This window comes from Microcoleus sp. MON1_C5, assembly GCF_036701875.1.
Lineage (GTDB): Bacteria > Cyanobacteriota > Cyanobacteriia > Cyanobacteriales > Microcoleaceae > Microcoleus.
Genome location: NZ_JAUBRN010000033.1, coordinates 14,079 through 28,764, shown reverse-complemented (window position 1 = coordinate 28,764; position 14,686 = coordinate 14,079). Strand labels below are relative to the sequence as shown.

The following is a 14,686-nucleotide window of genomic DNA, read 5'->3' as shown; positions in this document are numbered from 1 at the left end:
GCTATCGAGAACTCTTTCCTTTCGTTTTGAGAAAAGCGTTCAAGTCAGCATAAGTACCAGCGTAAGTCAGGCTGGGAGTGTCGTAACCCTTCAAAGCCACGGTGTGTGGCTCGAAAGCGCCCTCGGCCCCCAATTGCGTCAGGTATTTGTAGGTCGTTTCTCCCACAGCGATATCCTTGCCAAGTTGCTTGGTGCAAGACTCCAGGCGAAATGCTGCGTTTACAGTATCTCCCAAGGCGGTGTAGTCCGATCGGTCGCTGCTGCCAGAATTTCCCACCATTGCATAACCGGTATTGATTCCCGCCCCGACTCGCAAAGGAAAAGGTAGGGGGTAACGGCTGCTGAGTTCGTCTGTTGCCTTGTGCAGTTCGCTCAAAGCTTGGCAAATCCGCATCATTTCCTCGCTGCTGACACCGCTGGTTTTGTGGAACCAGACTGCCATGATCGCATCACCGATGTATTTGTCCACCCAACTGCCGTGTTCGCGAATGATCTGTCCTGCTTTGCGGAACCAATTGCCGATGACTTCCGAGAGGAGGGTTTCGTCTAGCTGCCTAGTCAAAACTGTAAAGTCTCGGATGTCCATTACCATGACGCTAATCAGGCTACGCACCGTCAAAGTCGCCGTAAAATCTTCAGAGTCTGTATCGTGTATTGGATCGTGCCGATGGCCCGCGGTTGGGTTGTAGAAGTCCAATTCGGTTTGACCGAAAATAATCCGATCGCCATTTCGGAGAGTGACAGGAATACTGACCCGCCGCCCGTTGACAAAGGAACCATTGCGGCTGCCCAAGTCGATCAGGTAGAACTCTCCTGTCTCCATTTGCTGTAACATCGCGTGATTACGGGAAATCCAGCGATCTGTCAGTACAAAATTATTGTCATCGCTCCGCCCTACTGTCCAGCAATTGCTGCCGGCGAGCGGCAAGTAGCGATTGCCGCCTTCTGTGCGAAGTACCATATGTGGATTGGGTTGCACTCGTCACAACAGTCCTAGAAACGACACAAAATTAACCGATTTGAGAGTTGAGACTTCAGATTTTAGATTTTTTAGTCCATCATCGATGCACCTAGCCCCTGCAGGATTTCAGAACCATAAATTCGATCGAGCGAGCGAAGGTATTTATGATTCGATCTACAAAAGCCGCCAGTAAAAACATACTGTCTACCAAGATTGTACCTGATAATACTGCCTGCCCCGGAGCGGAGACAACTTTTATTTATTTTGATGGACCAGAAAAAAGTGGGAAAATGGCTCTCTGGCTAGCCAGCTACCCTGTACCCACAAGTCCGAAATCTTTCAACACAATTCCTGAAACCCAAGTTTTGCATGAATCTCAGAAAGGAAGCTTATTTTCCTGAATTTTAAGTTATTGATTCGGCAAAACGAGAAATCAAGATTCTAGGAAACAGGGTTTCTACAATATGGGTCAGCGAGCAACTTCTCTGTACACGGTAGAGCTAGGCGCGGGTAGGGGGTGTGAGCTGGTATGCAGATCGAGAGTTCTGTGAACTACCAACACCAACCACGGCTCCCTATGGTGTAGGCTTCCAATTTCAATCGGAACAGCCGATCGTATCGAAGATTTCCTTCCAAACGTCGAACTTACATTCCGTCCCTGGGCAGTAGTGGTAGTTCATAACGCTAATAATCCAAGCCCTTCATCGCCAATAATGATAGCAGAATTCACATCTGTATCGTGCTTAGTTTGGCAGTTGCAATAAGTCCAGCTTCGCACTTCCAACGGAAGGCTACCCACCTGATTCAGACCTACGTGGCAACTCTTACTCTATGGCGCAAAAAACCGACCCATGTCTAGGTAAGTTTTACCGTCTCTTTCAGCCTTGTATTTCAGCGTTCGGGTCAATTTAGACCATCCGCCATTCCTAATTTATTTGGCTAGGTAATGATTTTTTACCATGTTATTAACTGCCACATTTTCAACAAAGATAACTTGGTTTTTCTGCACCAACTTAGGAGATAATTTTTCCTGGAAATTTTCACTATTGTTTGCCAGTTTTTCGTGAGCCATGGCCACTATACGAGCTTTATGGTGACGATTTCAACCTGAATGTTGGCGAGATATTTTATGCTACTTACGGTTTATATTTTGAGATTTTGTGGTTGATTGTAGCAAAAACCCTCCCCAGCTTTCCTAGAAAATTGAGGAAATTCTCACCAACAATTTGTACTTTTTGTGGGTACTGAATTGATTGCTGGTCATGCGTTGACTAGAACTTCGGGAAAGATGCCCGTCCTTCAAAGAAGTTGATGAATGCTCTGCATAGGTTTAGTGAACTCAAATGATGCAGTTTTGGGTGACAGGGCAATCGCATCTGGTAAATAGCACTTTATGAAGCAAAACTGAGCTAGCGGGGTAACAAGCAAGCTAGAAAACTTACCAGGCAATGGTTTAAGGGAACCCTGCTTATTTAATCTGCTTAGTAACGCCAGCAAATTTACAAAAAAATGGCAAATTAATATTAATTTATAAAGGAAATATAGAAAATCTGGCATAGCCGATGCAGGGTAAACGCATCTAAATTAATTTGACAAAAACCTGAATTTGTGTATTACTAAATAACTCAAAAAACTTTCTTTAAATGCTTAACTTTAACCCACTTAAGCAGATTAAATCAGAACCTTAAGATTTTCTAAACTTCTTAAAGCCGGATAATTTTCCTTCTTAAATAGGTGTTAGACTTAGAGCATTAACTAGCAGAGTTTAAAATTTGAACTAAATAATTATTGTCCATAGCCGCTCGATACCGCTTCATTTTTAGACTTTGTTTAGAAGTTTTTTCTTGTTTTAGTAAATTTATAGCCAAGCGACGTAGAAGTGCAAAATTTTCGGGAGAGTTCTGTTTCCGAATCCGGCTTTCATCTTCACAAAATGTAACATCAAGCGTCCAATGTAAGCTATTTTCAATGCCCCAATGACTGCGGATCGCCCCAGCATTTTTTCAGCATTACTGCTTAAACTACTCAAGTAAAAACGAGCTTCACTGGTGGTTTTATTCCACAACCGTCGTTCACTAACTATCATGACAACTGTTTTTAATCCCGTCCATAATTCTTGATTATGCAGAGGTGGTAGCTCGGATACATCCACCGTCCAGACTTGTCTTTTTTCCACTCGATGATGTCCCGCTTCTACTTGTTCATAATAATCATACTTTTACCTAAATAATCGCCTTTTTGTGCTACTTCAAACCACTCTTTCACGGCTTTGTATAGGAGTTTTTGATTCCCTTTTAAAGCTAAAATATAATCTCCTTTTTTCGTAACAATCAGAGATGTTATGTCTTTCTGACATCCCATGGCATCGATGGTTATTACACTTCCGGCAATTTCTAACATTTCTATTAATTCCGGAATGGCTGTCAGTTCATTAGATTTTTTATCGACTTTTTTTTGTCCTAAAACCAATTGATGAGATGAAGACCAGGCAGTAACTATATGTAGCGCTTTTTGCTGGTCATTTCGGTCATAAGATTGTTTCATTGTTTTGCCATCAATGGCAATCACGTTTAGTTCTAATTCCCCTACTATCGCATTTACCCAACTCAAAAAACATTCTTGAAACTGTTGTGGTTCAATTCGGGCAAATACCCGACTAAATGTGTCATGAGATGGTATACCATTCGCTAATTCTAGAAAGCTTTTCAACCATTCATATTTGGCATTACCATAGGCTTCTATTGCCACCCATCCGTCTGCACCACTGATGATAGCTAGAATCGCAATCGCTATAATATCTTTGAGTAAATGTTCTTTACTTCTTTCTATTCTTGGGTCTTCTAAATTTGCAAAATGCTCGAAAAAGCTGGCATTTAAAATATTCATTTCTGTCAATGAATCTGTTTGTTTTTGTCTGGAACTTACAGCTTTACTAAAACCTCTTGCCATTGACAGCACCAATAAACTACAACAAACTACATGGAAATTTAGTCGGATTTAACTGTAGCATATTTTGGGTTCAAGTTAAGATGCGTTTACCCTGATAGCCGATGGGGAAGAACAGGAATCAGCCATTCCGTATATTTTATTTAAGATAAGTGATACTGGCGTTGGCATAGATCCAGAACGAATGGGAAAATTGTTCCAACCATTCACCCAGGCTGATGCTTCAACTACCCGAAAGTATGGGGGTACTAGATTAGGGTTAGCAATTACTAGAAATTTGTCTCGGATTAGGGGTGGCGACACCTTAGTTGAAAGCGAGATTGGTAAGGGGTCTAATTTTACTATTATACTGCCAGCAGTAGTGAGTATTCCCAAGTAAAACCATTGCTCATAATTGCAGCGTAAAAAACAATTGTTAGAAAAGTGCGTACTTTACATACCCCCCATTATTATGAGCATCAGCGATTTTTAATAAATCTGGCAAAACCGCAAGAAGCTGTGGCGTGTCAACGTCTATCCCAGCAGAAAGGTTTTGAATAAATTTAATTTTATAGCAGGCTCCGAATCGGACGGATTAAGGTTTTTTGTTCTGAGATTAACTGTTGGTAAGGAGGGTAGGAAACCACTAAGATTAAAAATCCTCTATGCTAGAGTAGGTGCTAAATGCGCTAGATCTCGCTTTTGACTGCTTGTTTGTGGCAATCGTTGGGGCATTTATGATGATTTATCAAATTTTTAAAACGAATTTTATTTATTGTAACCGTCTTGTGATAACTGAGAGATTGGTTATTTCTTGCCTGTCCAACTCGTTCTCCAGCTAGGAGTGAAGACCACAAGCTGGACGGCAAAAAACAACCCTGGCTTTCATCCCACCGCTAAGAAGAGTACAGTTATAGCGGGGCACTTCCCGCCGAGTAAGTTAAATTGGAAGAGAATTGTATGTTGTCGAAAAGAATTTTACCTTGTCTGGATGTGAAAGCCGGTCGCGTGGTCAAAGGTGTCAATTTTGTCAATCTTCAGGATGCTGGCGATCCGGTAGAAATGGCTCAGGTTTACAATGATGCGGGTGCTGACGAGTTGGTGTTTCTGGACATTACAGCGACTCACGAAGACCGGAATATTATGATCGATGTGGTGTACCGAACGGCCGATCGAGTATTTATCCCTTTGACGGTGGGCGGCGGTATCCAATCCTTAGACACAATTAAAAGTTTATTGAGGGCGGGCGCTGATAAGGTGAGTATTAATTCGGCGGCGGTGCGCGATCCGAGTTTAATTGACAAAGCCAGCGATCGATTTGGTAATCAGTGCATTGTAGTGGCGATCGACGCCCGCAAACGGCAAGACGCAGATAATCCTGGTTGGGACGTGTACGTGCGCGGAGGGCGAGAAAATACCGGAAAAGATGCGATCGCCTGGGCCAAAGAAGCCGAACAGCGCGGCGCGGGCGAAATTCTGGTGACAAGCATGGACTCGGACGGCACTCAAGCCGGTTACGATTTGGAATTAACTCGAAGCATTGCCGAAATTGTCGAAATTCCCGTCATTGCTTCCGGGGGCGCCGGCAACTGCCACCACATCTATGAAGCCGTGACTGAGGGCAAAGCAGAAGCTGCACTGCTGGCTTCCCTGCTGCATTACGGGCAACTCAGTGTAGGAGAAATTAAAACTTATCTAGCAAAATGTCAAGTTCCCGTGCGACAGCAGCAGCCATTAGTTATTAGTCATTAGTTCAGTGGATAGTCGGGCGCATCTCATATCTTGCAACATTTTCAACAAACCGCTCTGCGGGTTCACTCAAGCGCCCTCTCACATTGCAACCAGGCTAAATAAACCCGCCCCCACCCCACGATCGAACCAGTTACTGACATTGATACCGCTATGTGAGGCGCCTCCGAAGGCACTTATAGAGAATTTTTTTGATTCTACACAAGTGCCTTCTACATAAATGTCTTGGGGCAACCGACGCCTGTCATCTAGAAATATTCCCTGAGAAGGATTTCAAATACCCACTTTTTCAGCTAAATATTATATGTTAGCTCAATTTGAAAGAAAGCAACGGTTGCTTTTCTCAAACTTGAGTTAAAGATTGTGCAGAATATGAGTGAGTTTCAGCCTGTTAACAATCTTAGCGATCAAAACTACTAAAAACGGAGAAATTTTGTATGTCTTTTATCAGCTTTAACTTCCCTGCTAAGCGTTTAGTTCGCACTTTAATAGCTGTTTGTTTTTGTGCCTTGATGTTTGTTTCTAATGTTTTCCCCGCTTTTGCCGTTACCAGCAGCCCCACTAAAGGCGAAGACCAACTTTTGGGTATTGAAAAAGAATCTCAAGAAGTTGTCTTGAAAAAACCGATGTCCTTGGAAGAAACTCAAGAAAAAGCGAGCAAAGGGCCTAACGAAGTTCAGGGAGACGCTGACATTGAAAAAATGAAGAATCCTTCCAACACAAATACTACATCCTTTGAGCAACAAGTCAAAAAAGCTGTCAGCAAAATCAAAGACTAACTTAGCGCGCAGTAGTCAGCCGACAGTTGTCAGTATAAAAGATTAGGGACACGGCGCGGTGCCGTGTCCCTTGAAATGTCGTATCCAATCTAAATTTATCTCTAGTTTTCAGAATTGGTATCAGATTGAATAAAAAAGTGGAAACGACTTGGCACCTTTCGGCTTTACGAACACTCTTTGCTGGGGCTGCAAGTGTAAGCTATCGAATCTTTCTCTCGTCAAATGAGCGTTTACTACTTGACCGTCATCTAAGGTTAATTCTACCTGAATTTCCCATCCCAAATGAATCAAGCGACTGATTCTTGCAGGCACTGTTGCACTATTTTCTGTAGTTTCAATTACTACGTCGTGAGGGCGCAAAAAAATCTCCGGGTTGGCTGAGTCAAAGCCGTTGTCTTGAAACATCCTCGAACTGCTAGGCAAGACATTGACTGGGCCGATAAAACTCATGACGAAAGCACTCGCTGGATGGTCGTAAATTTCTGCGGGTGTTCCTACTTGTTCGATTTTACCTTTATTCATTACTGTAATGTGATCGGCAACTTCCATCGCTTCTTCTTGATCGTGCGTCACAAAGACTGTGGTAACGTGAACTTCGTCGTGCAGTCGCCGCAACCAAGCACGCAAGTCTTTGCGAACTTTGGCATCGAGAGCCCCAAAAGGTTCGTCTAGCAGTAACACTTTCGGTTCCACAGCCAGAGCTCTGGCGAGGGCCACCCGCTGCCGCTGGCCTCCTGAAAGTTGCGACGGGTATCTATCGCCCAATCCTGCCAATTGCACTAAATTCAACAATTCTTCTACCCGCGATTTGACTTTCGCCGGCGGTGTTTTCTGAATTTGCATCCCGAAAGCGATGTTTTTTCGCACTGTCATGTGCTTGAATAGCGCGTAGTGCTGAAACACGAACCCAATTTTGCGCTCTTGGACGCTAGTATTTGTGGCATCTTGGCCTGTTAGCCAGATTTTGCCGGAGTCGGGCATTTCTAAACCAGCAATCAACCGCAGCAGTGTAGACTTGCCGGAACCAGACGGGCCTAGCAATGCGACTAGGGAACCCGATTCAATTTCTAAGCTGACTCGATCGAGTGCTTGGAAACTGCCAAACTGTTTTGATACGTTTTCTACAACTATGCCCATAGGTAGGAAGAAGGAAGGGGGAAGACGGAAGAGGGAACAAGCAAGAGGAAAGAAGCAAGAGACAAGAGGCAAAAGGGAAAAATGTTAATCTCCGGTTTGGGGATGGGTTAAAGTAAGTTTTTTTATACCACGATCGCACATCCGTTTGTTAATTTTATGGTTTTGGCGATCGGTCAGTCGATTTTAGATTTTAGATTTTAGATTTTAGATTTACTTGCAGCTTTAAATCTGGAAGATAGAACTTTGGTCTAAAATTTTGGGTTCTCCAGGAAAGGAGTCGGGGCTTTGTATCCGTTTTTGGGCGGGGTCACACACCGGAAAAGTAACAAAAATGCACATCCAAAACAAAACAACACAATTCTTTGCCACCAAAGTTGGCGTTTGGTACTACAATGCAGCAAAAGTTCAAGCGTTTTTGACTTCAACGGCTGAGGGGATAAAGGAAAATGGGAGATGTTGGACGTGTGCCTGTAGGAATTATCGGCGCTTCAGGGTACGGCGGCGTGCAACTTGTGCGACTGCTGGCGGACCACCCGGCGGCTGAAGTAGTTTATTTGGGCGGGGATAGCAGTGCGGGAAAACCTTTTTCCAGCCTTTATCCGCATTTGACTAACTGCACTGACTTGACAGTGGAGGCGATCGACCTAGACAAAATAGCGGCCAAATGTGAAGTTGTGTTTCTGTCGCTGCCGAACGGTTTAGCTTGCAAAATGGCACCGACGCTGCTCGAAAAAGGCTGCAAAGTCTTGGATTTGTCGGCTGACTACAGATTTGAAAATCAGGAAACTTACAAAGCTTGGTACGGGGGCGAGCGATCGGACTCCTCAGTGGCTGCAACGGCTGTTTACGGTTTGCCAGAATTGTATCGCGATCGAATTAAAGACGCTCAGTTAGTAGGCTGTGCCGGCTGCTACGTCACTGCTAGTTTATTGGCCCTGGCACCTTTGCTCAAACAAGGTCTCATTGTGCCAGAAACAGCCATTATCGACGCCAAATCCGGTACTTCGGGAGGGGGACGCAAAGCCGAAGTTAATCTCTTGTTGGCTGAAGCAGAGGGTTCTCTGGGCGCTTACGGCGTTGGCCGCCACCGCCACACGCCAGAAATCGAGCAGATTTGCAGCGATTTAGCGGGACACGATATTAAAGTTCAGTTTACTCCCCACCTAATTCCGATGGTGCGCGGAATTCTGGCGACTGTTTACGCAACTTTGCGCGATCCGGGTTTGGTGCGAGAAGATTTAATCACGATTTTCAGCGCTTTTTACCGCAATTGTCCTTGGGTAAAAGTGTTGCCGGCTGGAGTTTACCCGCAAACAAAATGGGCTTGTGGCACGAATCTTTGTTATATCGGCATCGAAGTCGATCCGCGTACTGACAGAGTGATTGTGCTCTCGGCGATCGACAATTTAATTAAGGGACAAGCCGGTCAAGGCATCCAGTGCATGAACTTGATGATGGGCTGGGAAGAAACTTTGGGTTTGCCACAATTGGCTTTCTATCCTTAATTGAGGAGCGGTAATATCCAGATTTAACTGGTTAACTGGTTCCCGGGCTCTGCCTGGGAACCGATATCCAGAGGAAGAGCCTCGAAGACCCGAGGAAAATTGGAGGCAGAGCCTCCGGATCTGCGTCCCCAGGCAGAGCCTGGGAACGAGGATTAGCGATTACCAAGTGTTATTTAGGCCCGTAACCGATCGACCCAGCATAAATTGCCCGATCGCCCAATTCATCCTCAATCCGCAATAAACGGTTATATTTAGCAACTCGTTCGCTGCGACACAAAGAACCAGTCTTGATTTGACCGGCGCGAGTCGCTACGGCTAAATCGGCAATGGTGGTATCTTCAGTTTCACCGGAACGGTGGCTGATGATCGATCGATAGCTGTTCCGTTTGCCCAGGTCGATCGTATCCAAAGTCTCTGTCAAAGAACCAATTTGATTCAGCTTAATCAAAATCGAATTGCTAGCTTTCAAATCAATTCCTTTTTGCAGCCGGGTGCGATTAGTAACAAACAAATCGTCACCTACCAACTGAACCTTGCTGCCCATTTTCTGCGTCAGCGCTACCCAACTGTCCCAATCGTCTTCGTGCAAACCATCTTCAATGGAAACAATGGGATATTGACTCACCAAACCATCCAAATAATCGATTAATTCTGCCGGCGAATGAGCCACACCGTCGTAAGTATATTGCCCATCTTTGTAAAATTCGCTAGCAGCAACATCCAAAGCCAAAGCAACTTGTTCACCCGGTTTATAGCCAGCTTTTTCAATAGCTGCAATCAACAAATCCAAAGCTGCTTGATTGGATTTAAGATTAGGCGCAAAACCGCCTTCATCACCCACACCAGTCAGCAAACCCTCAGCTTTTAAGACTTTACTCAAGGATTCAAATACCTCTGCACCCCAGCGTAAAGCTTCTTTAAAAGAGGGCGCACCCACAGGGACAATCATAAATTCTTGAATGTCCACATTATTGTTAGCGTGAGATCCCCCGTTGATCACGTTCATCAGTGGTACTGGCAAAACGTTCGCCAAGGGCCCGCCCAAGTAGCGGTAAAGGGGGAGTCCTAAAGTCTCGGCGGCCGCCTTTGCTGTGGCTAAGGAGACTCCGAGAATGGCATTAGCGCCGAGGTGGGATTTGTTGGGGGAACCGTCCAAGTCAATCATGGTTTTGTCTACCAGTGCTTGGTCGATCGCATCGAGATTAGCCAAAGCGGGGGCAATTTTGTGTTCGACGTTAGCGACGGCTTTTAGGACTCCTTTGCCGCCGTAACGGGTTTTGTCATCATCGCGGAGTTCGTGGGCTTCAAAAGAGCCTGTAGAGGCACCGCTGGGGACTTGTGCGAGCCCCACAACACCGTTGGCTAGGTAAACTTCAGCTTCAATGGTGGGGCGGCCACGGGAGTCGAGGATTTCTCTGGCTTGAATAGATTCGATCGCAGTGTCTAGCATATTAATTATTCCGGACTTAACTCAAGGTTTCATGACAATTAGCAGTCTCTGGGTTTTCCCACGCTGACTGCTGACGGGTAATAGAGTACGCGATCCCCTGAATTATTGGTACACAGTTCAAAATATTTGCGGATTGGGACGAGCAGATTGGTGTCAATAAGCTATGCTTGTTGAATAAACACCTCCGGCAATTTTGACAATAATTTGATTGTTTTAACCCCAGATTCCCGCATATTTCTTAATTGGAACCTTTGTTAAAATCAGAATATCAACAAAGTCAATCAAAAAAGGAGAAACTTAAGATGTTAGAAACAAATATCGGAGAAATTAGAGCATTAGCTGAAAATTCAGACCCAATTATTGCCGATCCCCCAAACATCAAATTGCTCACAGCGCCCTTGCCAAATCCAGGCAGCGACCCCAACTTTTTTGACTTAACTTCCAATGACGACGCATTTCAATTAGCAAATGGAATTCTGCGGAATACTCCCGGAGGTTTGCGGGCTTTAGATGGTAACGATTTTGTCAGAGGTTCCGGTGGTGCGGAACTGATGAACGGTAACAGTGGCAGAGATACTTTAATCGGAGGTTGCGGCAGCGATACTATTCGCGGTGGCCAAGATTTTGACATTCTTTATGGAGAATGTGGCAGCGATTTTGTCAGCGGAGATCAAGGTGATGACTACGTTTATGGAGGCACGGCTAATGACTTTATTCGCGGTGGTAAAGGGAATGATGCTTTAGTAGGAGAGAGTGGGAATGATACTCTAATCGGTGATGCTGGAATTGATAGACTTTGGGGAAGTGAAGGCGCAGATATGTTTGTCCTCCGCACAGAAGTGGGAGCAACTTCGGGGGAGATTGGTTCGCTTCAACCATCTCCTAGTGGCAATTTTGATGTAGATGAAGTGCCGGCAGATTTTATTCTCGATTACAATCCGGCTCAAGGTGATGTAATTGGATTGGGCGGAGGACTGACGCGAAATGATATTGTTTTGAGCGAAAGGTTTTTGACAATTGGTGATGCCAGAGATTACGATAGCAGCGGCCCTTTTCCTCCGGAACAGCCTCGAACTCTGGAGTTGAGATTGCTGGATACTAAGGCGACGGTGATTCGGGAAGCTAGCAGTGGCAATATCTTGGGTTTGGTGAAGGATGTTTCCCCGGATCAACTTCAGTTTATATCTGTATCGGATGGGACGATCGCTCTAGGATAATTACCAACTGCTGGGCAAGGCTAATCTGCATAGCACGGACGGGCGGAACGAAACGCCCATCCGACAACAACAAGGCTCTCAATCCTCGTTCCCAGGCTCTGCCTGGGTAGGCATATAAGCGAGGCTCTACCTCCCGATTCCTGACATAAATTCAACAATATTTAAGATTGCCAGAAATCCGCCACATCATATCCCATTTCGGTGAGCATTTGCCGCAGCAGAGGTAAGCTCAAACCAATCACATTTGTGTGACATCCTTCGATTTTTTCGACAAAAAGACCGCCTTTACCTTCGAGTGCAAAACAGCCTGCACAGGCGAGGGGCTCTCCGGTAGCGACGTAAGCCGCTATTTGGCGCGAGGTAACTTCCGCAAAATGAACTTTTGTAACTTGACAGCGAATGAGCGATCGCGACCTGGCCTCACCCAAGTCCTCGAATTTAGTATCAATTAAAGCATGACCCGTATACAGTTCGCCCACCTTACCGCGCATTTTCTGCCAGCGCGAGATTGCTTCTTCCGCATCCTTGGGTTTGCCGTGAATTTCGCCCTCTATGAGCAAAATTGAATCGCATCCCAAAACCAAACAAGATTTGGGATTAGGGATTTGCGGGTGAGAATTAGCCAGTAAAAACTTAGCTACAGCCTCAGCTTTTCCCTCTGCTAAAACCTGCACTAAATTATTGGCATCCCTCATTTGTATTTGCGCTTCATCAAAGTCGCTGGGGCAAATCACAGCTTGAATGCCGGCATTTTCTAGCAGGCGACGGCGCGCTGGAGAAGCTGAAGCTAATACAAAAGTTGGAATTTTCATAAGTTAAGAAGTTCAGTTGACAGTTGACAGTTGACAGTTGACAGTTGACAGTTGTCAGTTGTCAGTTAACTGTGGTGAGGTTTCCAGCGAACAGTCAACAGTCAACAGCGAACAGTCAACAGTCAACAGTTAACAATGCCCCATGCCCCATGCCCAATTCCCAATTCCCTAATAAACAGAGAAAGATTTAACAACTTTCTCAAAAGCTTCTTTTACCTTGGGCCAGCGTTCTTCGGTAGTGGAAACGTTAAGAGTAAAAAGTTTGCCGCGGCTGACGGCTACACTCGCTAAGTTGTGGCGTTCTTGGTTTGGCAACTTAACGGCATATTCTAATATGTAATAGTTTTTCGATCGCGATTCGCGAGATTCAGCATTGACTAATTCAGCTTCGCGGCCGGAATCACTCGGGGCGATCGCACTTTTGCTGAGCTTGTATCCCACATCCGTCGGTGTTCCCAAATCAGCCAGAGTTTTGTCCTTCGGAACTGGGCTGATTACCACGCTGACGTTCTCGGTTTGCTGAATCAAATCGCGCAACACCACATCGGGCCCGTTAGAAACCGCGATCGGCAGCCAGCCGTTAGGATAGAGAAATTGATAGCCGTCGCCAGTATCAACGTAGCTTTTGAGTCCGGTGACTTTAGACACACAACCGGTCAAAGTGAGGCTTAGAACCACCAGAAGTATTGCCGCAATTCGTTTGAGCATTCTTTTTACGAGTAGGGTAAAACAAAAATATTTAATTTTAATTGTCTCACCAAACCTTGCCCCTCAAAATAGTTAAGCTATGGATCGCTGTTTGTGTATCGCCAGCGATCCATAGCCATATAGTTTAATTGTTAACAAAATCATTACAGGTGAGTCAGCCAGCTAATCAGCCCGTGCTTGGTCGAAACTTCTAAAGCCAAGAGAGAAACAAAGCCAATCATGGCAAGGCGGCCGTTTAAGCGTTCGGCGTAGGGGGTAAAGCCGGTGCGGGGTTCGTCATCGACGTATACTTGCGGCTCGATCGCAAAATTGTTCATTTTGCCTTGGTCGTCCAGCATTAAGCCTCTGTTACTCATCTTTTTTTTCCTAAATGGTTTTTAGTGTACTGTAAATAAATGTAACAGACTTGTGAAGATATGTAAAGGATTGTGAGAAATTTTTTTAAATACCTCGATCTGACACCAGTTTAAAAAAAAATGCAACTGTAGGCAAGCTCTAAACCCTTATACAATCAGTCTTTCCCCAATCTAAAATCTAAAATCTAAAATCTAAAATGGTATGACTGTGGGTAGACTCTGGGCCCCGGAGGGGGGAGGATAGAGTGAATAGGCACGAAAGTCGATGGTGTGTGGCAAATCCAGTCTGGGTTTGACGAAAATTGTGGAACGGAGGAAAAATTTATGCGGGCCAGTCTGGAAATGCGGTGGTTTTATAGCGGTGCACTGCCAAAATCGCTCAATCAATGGTTTGGAAGCGAGAGTCTCGGCGCGTATCTTTCGCCTCCCGAAGAGCGGGAAGACATATATTTGTTAGTACCTAACTGCGACTACTTGGGAGTGAAGCTGCGTGGGAAAACCTTGGAGGTAAAGTGGCGTCAGGCAGAGTTAGGGACGATGCAGTTCGCCAATCGCTGGGAAGGCAAAGCCGAAAAGTGGCTGAAGTGGGTTTGTGCGGACACGATGGCGCCGATACCGGCGGATATTTTGGCGACAGGAAAGTGGGTGGCAGTCAAGAAAAAGCGAGCGCAGCGTCTTTATCAAGTTTCGGCCCCTGGTTCCCTGATATCTGTGCCTGTGGAAGCCCCAATTCCCCAAGGTTGCACCGTGGAACTTACTCAATTGAACATTAACGGCAGCGCGTGGTGGACTTTGGGATTTGAAGCGTTTGGCAGCGAAAGTTGTTTGACAGAAAGCCTGCAAACAGTAGCTAGTTGGACTAGCAAGAGTTATCAGGCGCAAAAGTTAAAACCTGAGGATTCTTCTGCTTATCCGATTTGGCTGGCAAGCAAGTAATATCAAACCCGGCTTCAATAATACCTCCTGTATTTTTTAGTCGTCCTCTGCTGGGACGAGAGGGAAGTGTAAACGCGGTTTCAACCGCCGAGTCTGGCTGTCCTGGACGCCACTGGCATATATAGTAAGGTGCTCTACTACCGGAAATCTT

At 45.3% G+C, this 14,686-nt stretch carries 14 protein-coding genes and 1 pseudogene; 7 read left to right on the top strand and 8 right to left on the bottom strand.

What is annotated here, in order from left to right:
* Position 1 precedes the first annotated feature (1 nt).
* Complete coding sequence (locus QUA71_RS17150; protein ID WP_333286735.1) at positions 2-961, bottom strand: adenylate/guanylate cyclase domain-containing protein; 960 nt, start codon at positions 959-961, stop codon at positions 2-4.
* Between the two features lie 164 nt (positions 962-1,125).
* On the opposite strand from QUA71_RS17150, the gene QUA71_RS17145 reads away from it, so the two are divergent.
* Entirely contained in the window at positions 1,126-1,362 is a 237-nt protein-coding gene (locus QUA71_RS17145) for a hypothetical protein (protein ID WP_333286733.1), read from the top strand.
* A 530-nt stretch (positions 1,363-1,892) separates the two neighbouring features.
* Here the strand turns inward: QUA71_RS17145 and QUA71_RS17140 are convergent.
* Together QUA71_RS17140 and QUA71_RS17135 are read right to left on the bottom strand one after the other, a co-directional pair.
* The gene (locus QUA71_RS17140) at positions 1,893-2,033 is read right to left on the bottom strand and encodes a hypothetical protein (RefSeq protein WP_333286731.1); all 141 of its coding nucleotides are present in this window, start codon (positions 2,031-2,033) and stop codon (positions 1,893-1,895) included.
* Positions 2,034-2,712: 679 nt separating this feature from the next.
* Positions 2,713-3,910 (bottom strand): annotated as a pseudogene (locus QUA71_RS17135) (ISAs1 family transposase).
* 91 nt (positions 3,911-4,001) lie between these two features.
* On the opposite strand from QUA71_RS17135, the gene QUA71_RS17130 reads away from it, so the two are divergent.
* The 3 genes from QUA71_RS17130 (at position 4,002) to QUA71_RS17120 (ending at position 6,414) form a co-directional block, all read left to right on the top strand.
* Positions 4,002-4,286 (top strand): ATP-binding protein, encoded by a 285-nt coding sequence (locus tag QUA71_RS17130; RefSeq protein WP_333286824.1) that lies wholly within the window; start codon positions 4,002-4,004, stop codon positions 4,284-4,286.
* Between the two features lie 560 nt (positions 4,287-4,846).
* A complete protein-coding gene (gene hisF / locus QUA71_RS17125; protein ID WP_006635853.1) occupies positions 4,847-5,638 on the top strand; it encodes an imidazole glycerol phosphate synthase subunit HisF in 792 nt (263 codons plus the stop codon).
* Between the two features lie 434 nt (positions 5,639-6,072).
* Positions 6,073-6,414 carry a low temperature-induced protein gene (locus tag QUA71_RS17120; protein WP_333286729.1) on the top strand — a complete coding sequence of 114 codons (342 nt, stop codon included), beginning with the start codon at positions 6,073-6,075 and terminating at the stop codon, positions 6,412-6,414.
* Positions 6,415-6,534: 120 nt separating this feature from the next.
* Here the strand turns inward: QUA71_RS17120 and QUA71_RS17115 are convergent, their stop codons facing one another.
* Positions 6,535-7,551 (bottom strand): sulfate/molybdate ABC transporter ATP-binding protein, encoded by a 1,017-nt coding sequence (locus QUA71_RS17115; protein WP_333286727.1) that lies wholly within the window; start codon positions 7,549-7,551, stop codon positions 6,535-6,537.
* 446 nt (positions 7,552-7,997) lie between these two features.
* On the opposite strand from QUA71_RS17115, the gene argC reads away from it, so the two are divergent.
* Positions 7,998-9,056: an N-acetyl-gamma-glutamyl-phosphate reductase gene (argC, locus tag QUA71_RS17110; protein WP_190659031.1), complete on the top strand. Its 1,059-nt coding sequence runs from the start codon at positions 7,998-8,000 to the stop codon at positions 9,054-9,056.
* Between the two features lie 169 nt (positions 9,057-9,225).
* Here argC and eno read toward each other — a convergent pair whose 3' ends face one another.
* Positions 9,226-10,506 carry a phosphopyruvate hydratase gene (gene eno / locus QUA71_RS17105; protein ID WP_445243792.1) on the bottom strand — a complete coding sequence of 427 codons (1,281 nt, stop codon included), beginning with the start codon at positions 10,504-10,506 and terminating at the stop codon, positions 9,226-9,228.
* A 302-nt stretch (positions 10,507-10,808) separates the two neighbouring features.
* Here eno and QUA71_RS17100 point away from each other — a divergent pair, with 302 nt between their 5' ends.
* A complete protein-coding gene (locus tag QUA71_RS17100; RefSeq protein ID WP_333286725.1) occupies positions 10,809-11,723 on the top strand; it encodes a calcium-binding protein in 915 nt (304 codons plus the stop codon).
* Between the two features lie 161 nt (positions 11,724-11,884).
* Here the strand turns inward: QUA71_RS17100 and QUA71_RS17095 are convergent, their stop codons facing one another.
* The 3 genes from QUA71_RS17095 to QUA71_RS17085 form a co-directional block, all read right to left on the bottom strand.
* Complete coding sequence (locus QUA71_RS17095) at positions 11,885-12,535, bottom strand: nucleoside triphosphate pyrophosphatase (RefSeq protein ID WP_333286723.1); 651 nt, start codon at positions 12,533-12,535, stop codon at positions 11,885-11,887.
* 168 nt (positions 12,536-12,703) lie between these two features.
* Positions 12,704-13,243 carry a photosystem II reaction center PsbP gene (psbP, locus tag QUA71_RS17090; RefSeq protein ID WP_190735456.1) on the bottom strand — a complete coding sequence of 180 codons (540 nt, stop codon included), beginning with the start codon at positions 13,241-13,243 and terminating at the stop codon, positions 12,704-12,706.
* A gap of 143 nt (positions 13,244-13,386) precedes the next feature.
* Positions 13,387-13,599, bottom strand: a complete 213-nt coding sequence (locus QUA71_RS17085) for a high light inducible protein (protein WP_190659021.1) — start codon at positions 13,597-13,599, stop codon at positions 13,387-13,389.
* Between the two features lie 270 nt (positions 13,600-13,869).
* Between QUA71_RS17085 and QUA71_RS17080 the strand changes: the two genes are divergently transcribed.
* Positions 13,870-14,535 carry a hypothetical protein gene (locus QUA71_RS17080; protein WP_333286721.1) on the top strand — a complete coding sequence of 222 codons (666 nt, stop codon included), beginning with the start codon at positions 13,870-13,872 and terminating at the stop codon, positions 14,533-14,535.
* Positions 14,536-14,686 lie beyond the last annotated feature (151 nt).

Excerpts from the sequence above, each read along its gene's own strand:
- QUA71_RS17140 (WP_333286731.1), bottom strand. The coding sequence starts at position 2,033 with ATGGCTCACGAAAAACTGGCAAACAATAGTGAAAATTTCCAGGAAAAA.
- QUA71_RS17095 (WP_333286723.1), bottom strand. The coding sequence starts at position 12,535 with ATGAAAATTCCAACTTTTGTATTAGCTTCAGCTTCTCCAGCGCGCCGT.
- psbP (WP_190735456.1), bottom strand. The coding sequence starts at position 13,243 with ATGCTCAAACGAATTGCGGCAATACTTCTGGTGGTTCTAAGCCTCACT.
- QUA71_RS17120 (WP_333286729.1), top strand. The coding sequence starts at position 6,073 with ATGTCTTTTATCAGCTTTAACTTCCCTGCTAAGCGTTTAGTTCGCACT.
- argC (WP_190659031.1), top strand. The coding sequence starts at position 7,998 with ATGGGAGATGTTGGACGTGTGCCTGTAGGAATTATCGGCGCTTCAGGG.
- QUA71_RS17150 (WP_333286735.1), bottom strand. The coding sequence starts at position 961 with ATGGTACTTCGCACAGAAGGCGGCAATCGCTACTTGCCGCTCGCCGGC.
- hisF (WP_006635853.1), top strand. The coding sequence starts at position 4,847 with ATGTTGTCGAAAAGAATTTTACCTTGTCTGGATGTGAAAGCCGGTCGC.
- QUA71_RS17115 (WP_333286727.1), bottom strand. The coding sequence starts at position 7,551 with ATGGGCATAGTTGTAGAAAACGTATCAAAACAGTTTGGCAGTTTCCAA.
- QUA71_RS17145 (WP_333286733.1), top strand. The coding sequence starts at position 1,126 with ATGATTCGATCTACAAAAGCCGCCAGTAAAAACATACTGTCTACCAAG.
- QUA71_RS17100 (WP_333286725.1), top strand. The coding sequence starts at position 10,809 with ATGTTAGAAACAAATATCGGAGAAATTAGAGCATTAGCTGAAAATTCA.
- QUA71_RS17085 (WP_190659021.1), bottom strand. The coding sequence starts at position 13,599 with ATGAGTAACAGAGGCTTAATGCTGGACGACCAAGGCAAAATGAACAAT.
- eno (WP_445243792.1), bottom strand. The coding sequence starts at position 10,506 with ATGCTAGACACTGCGATCGAATCTATTCAAGCCAGAGAAATCCTCGAC.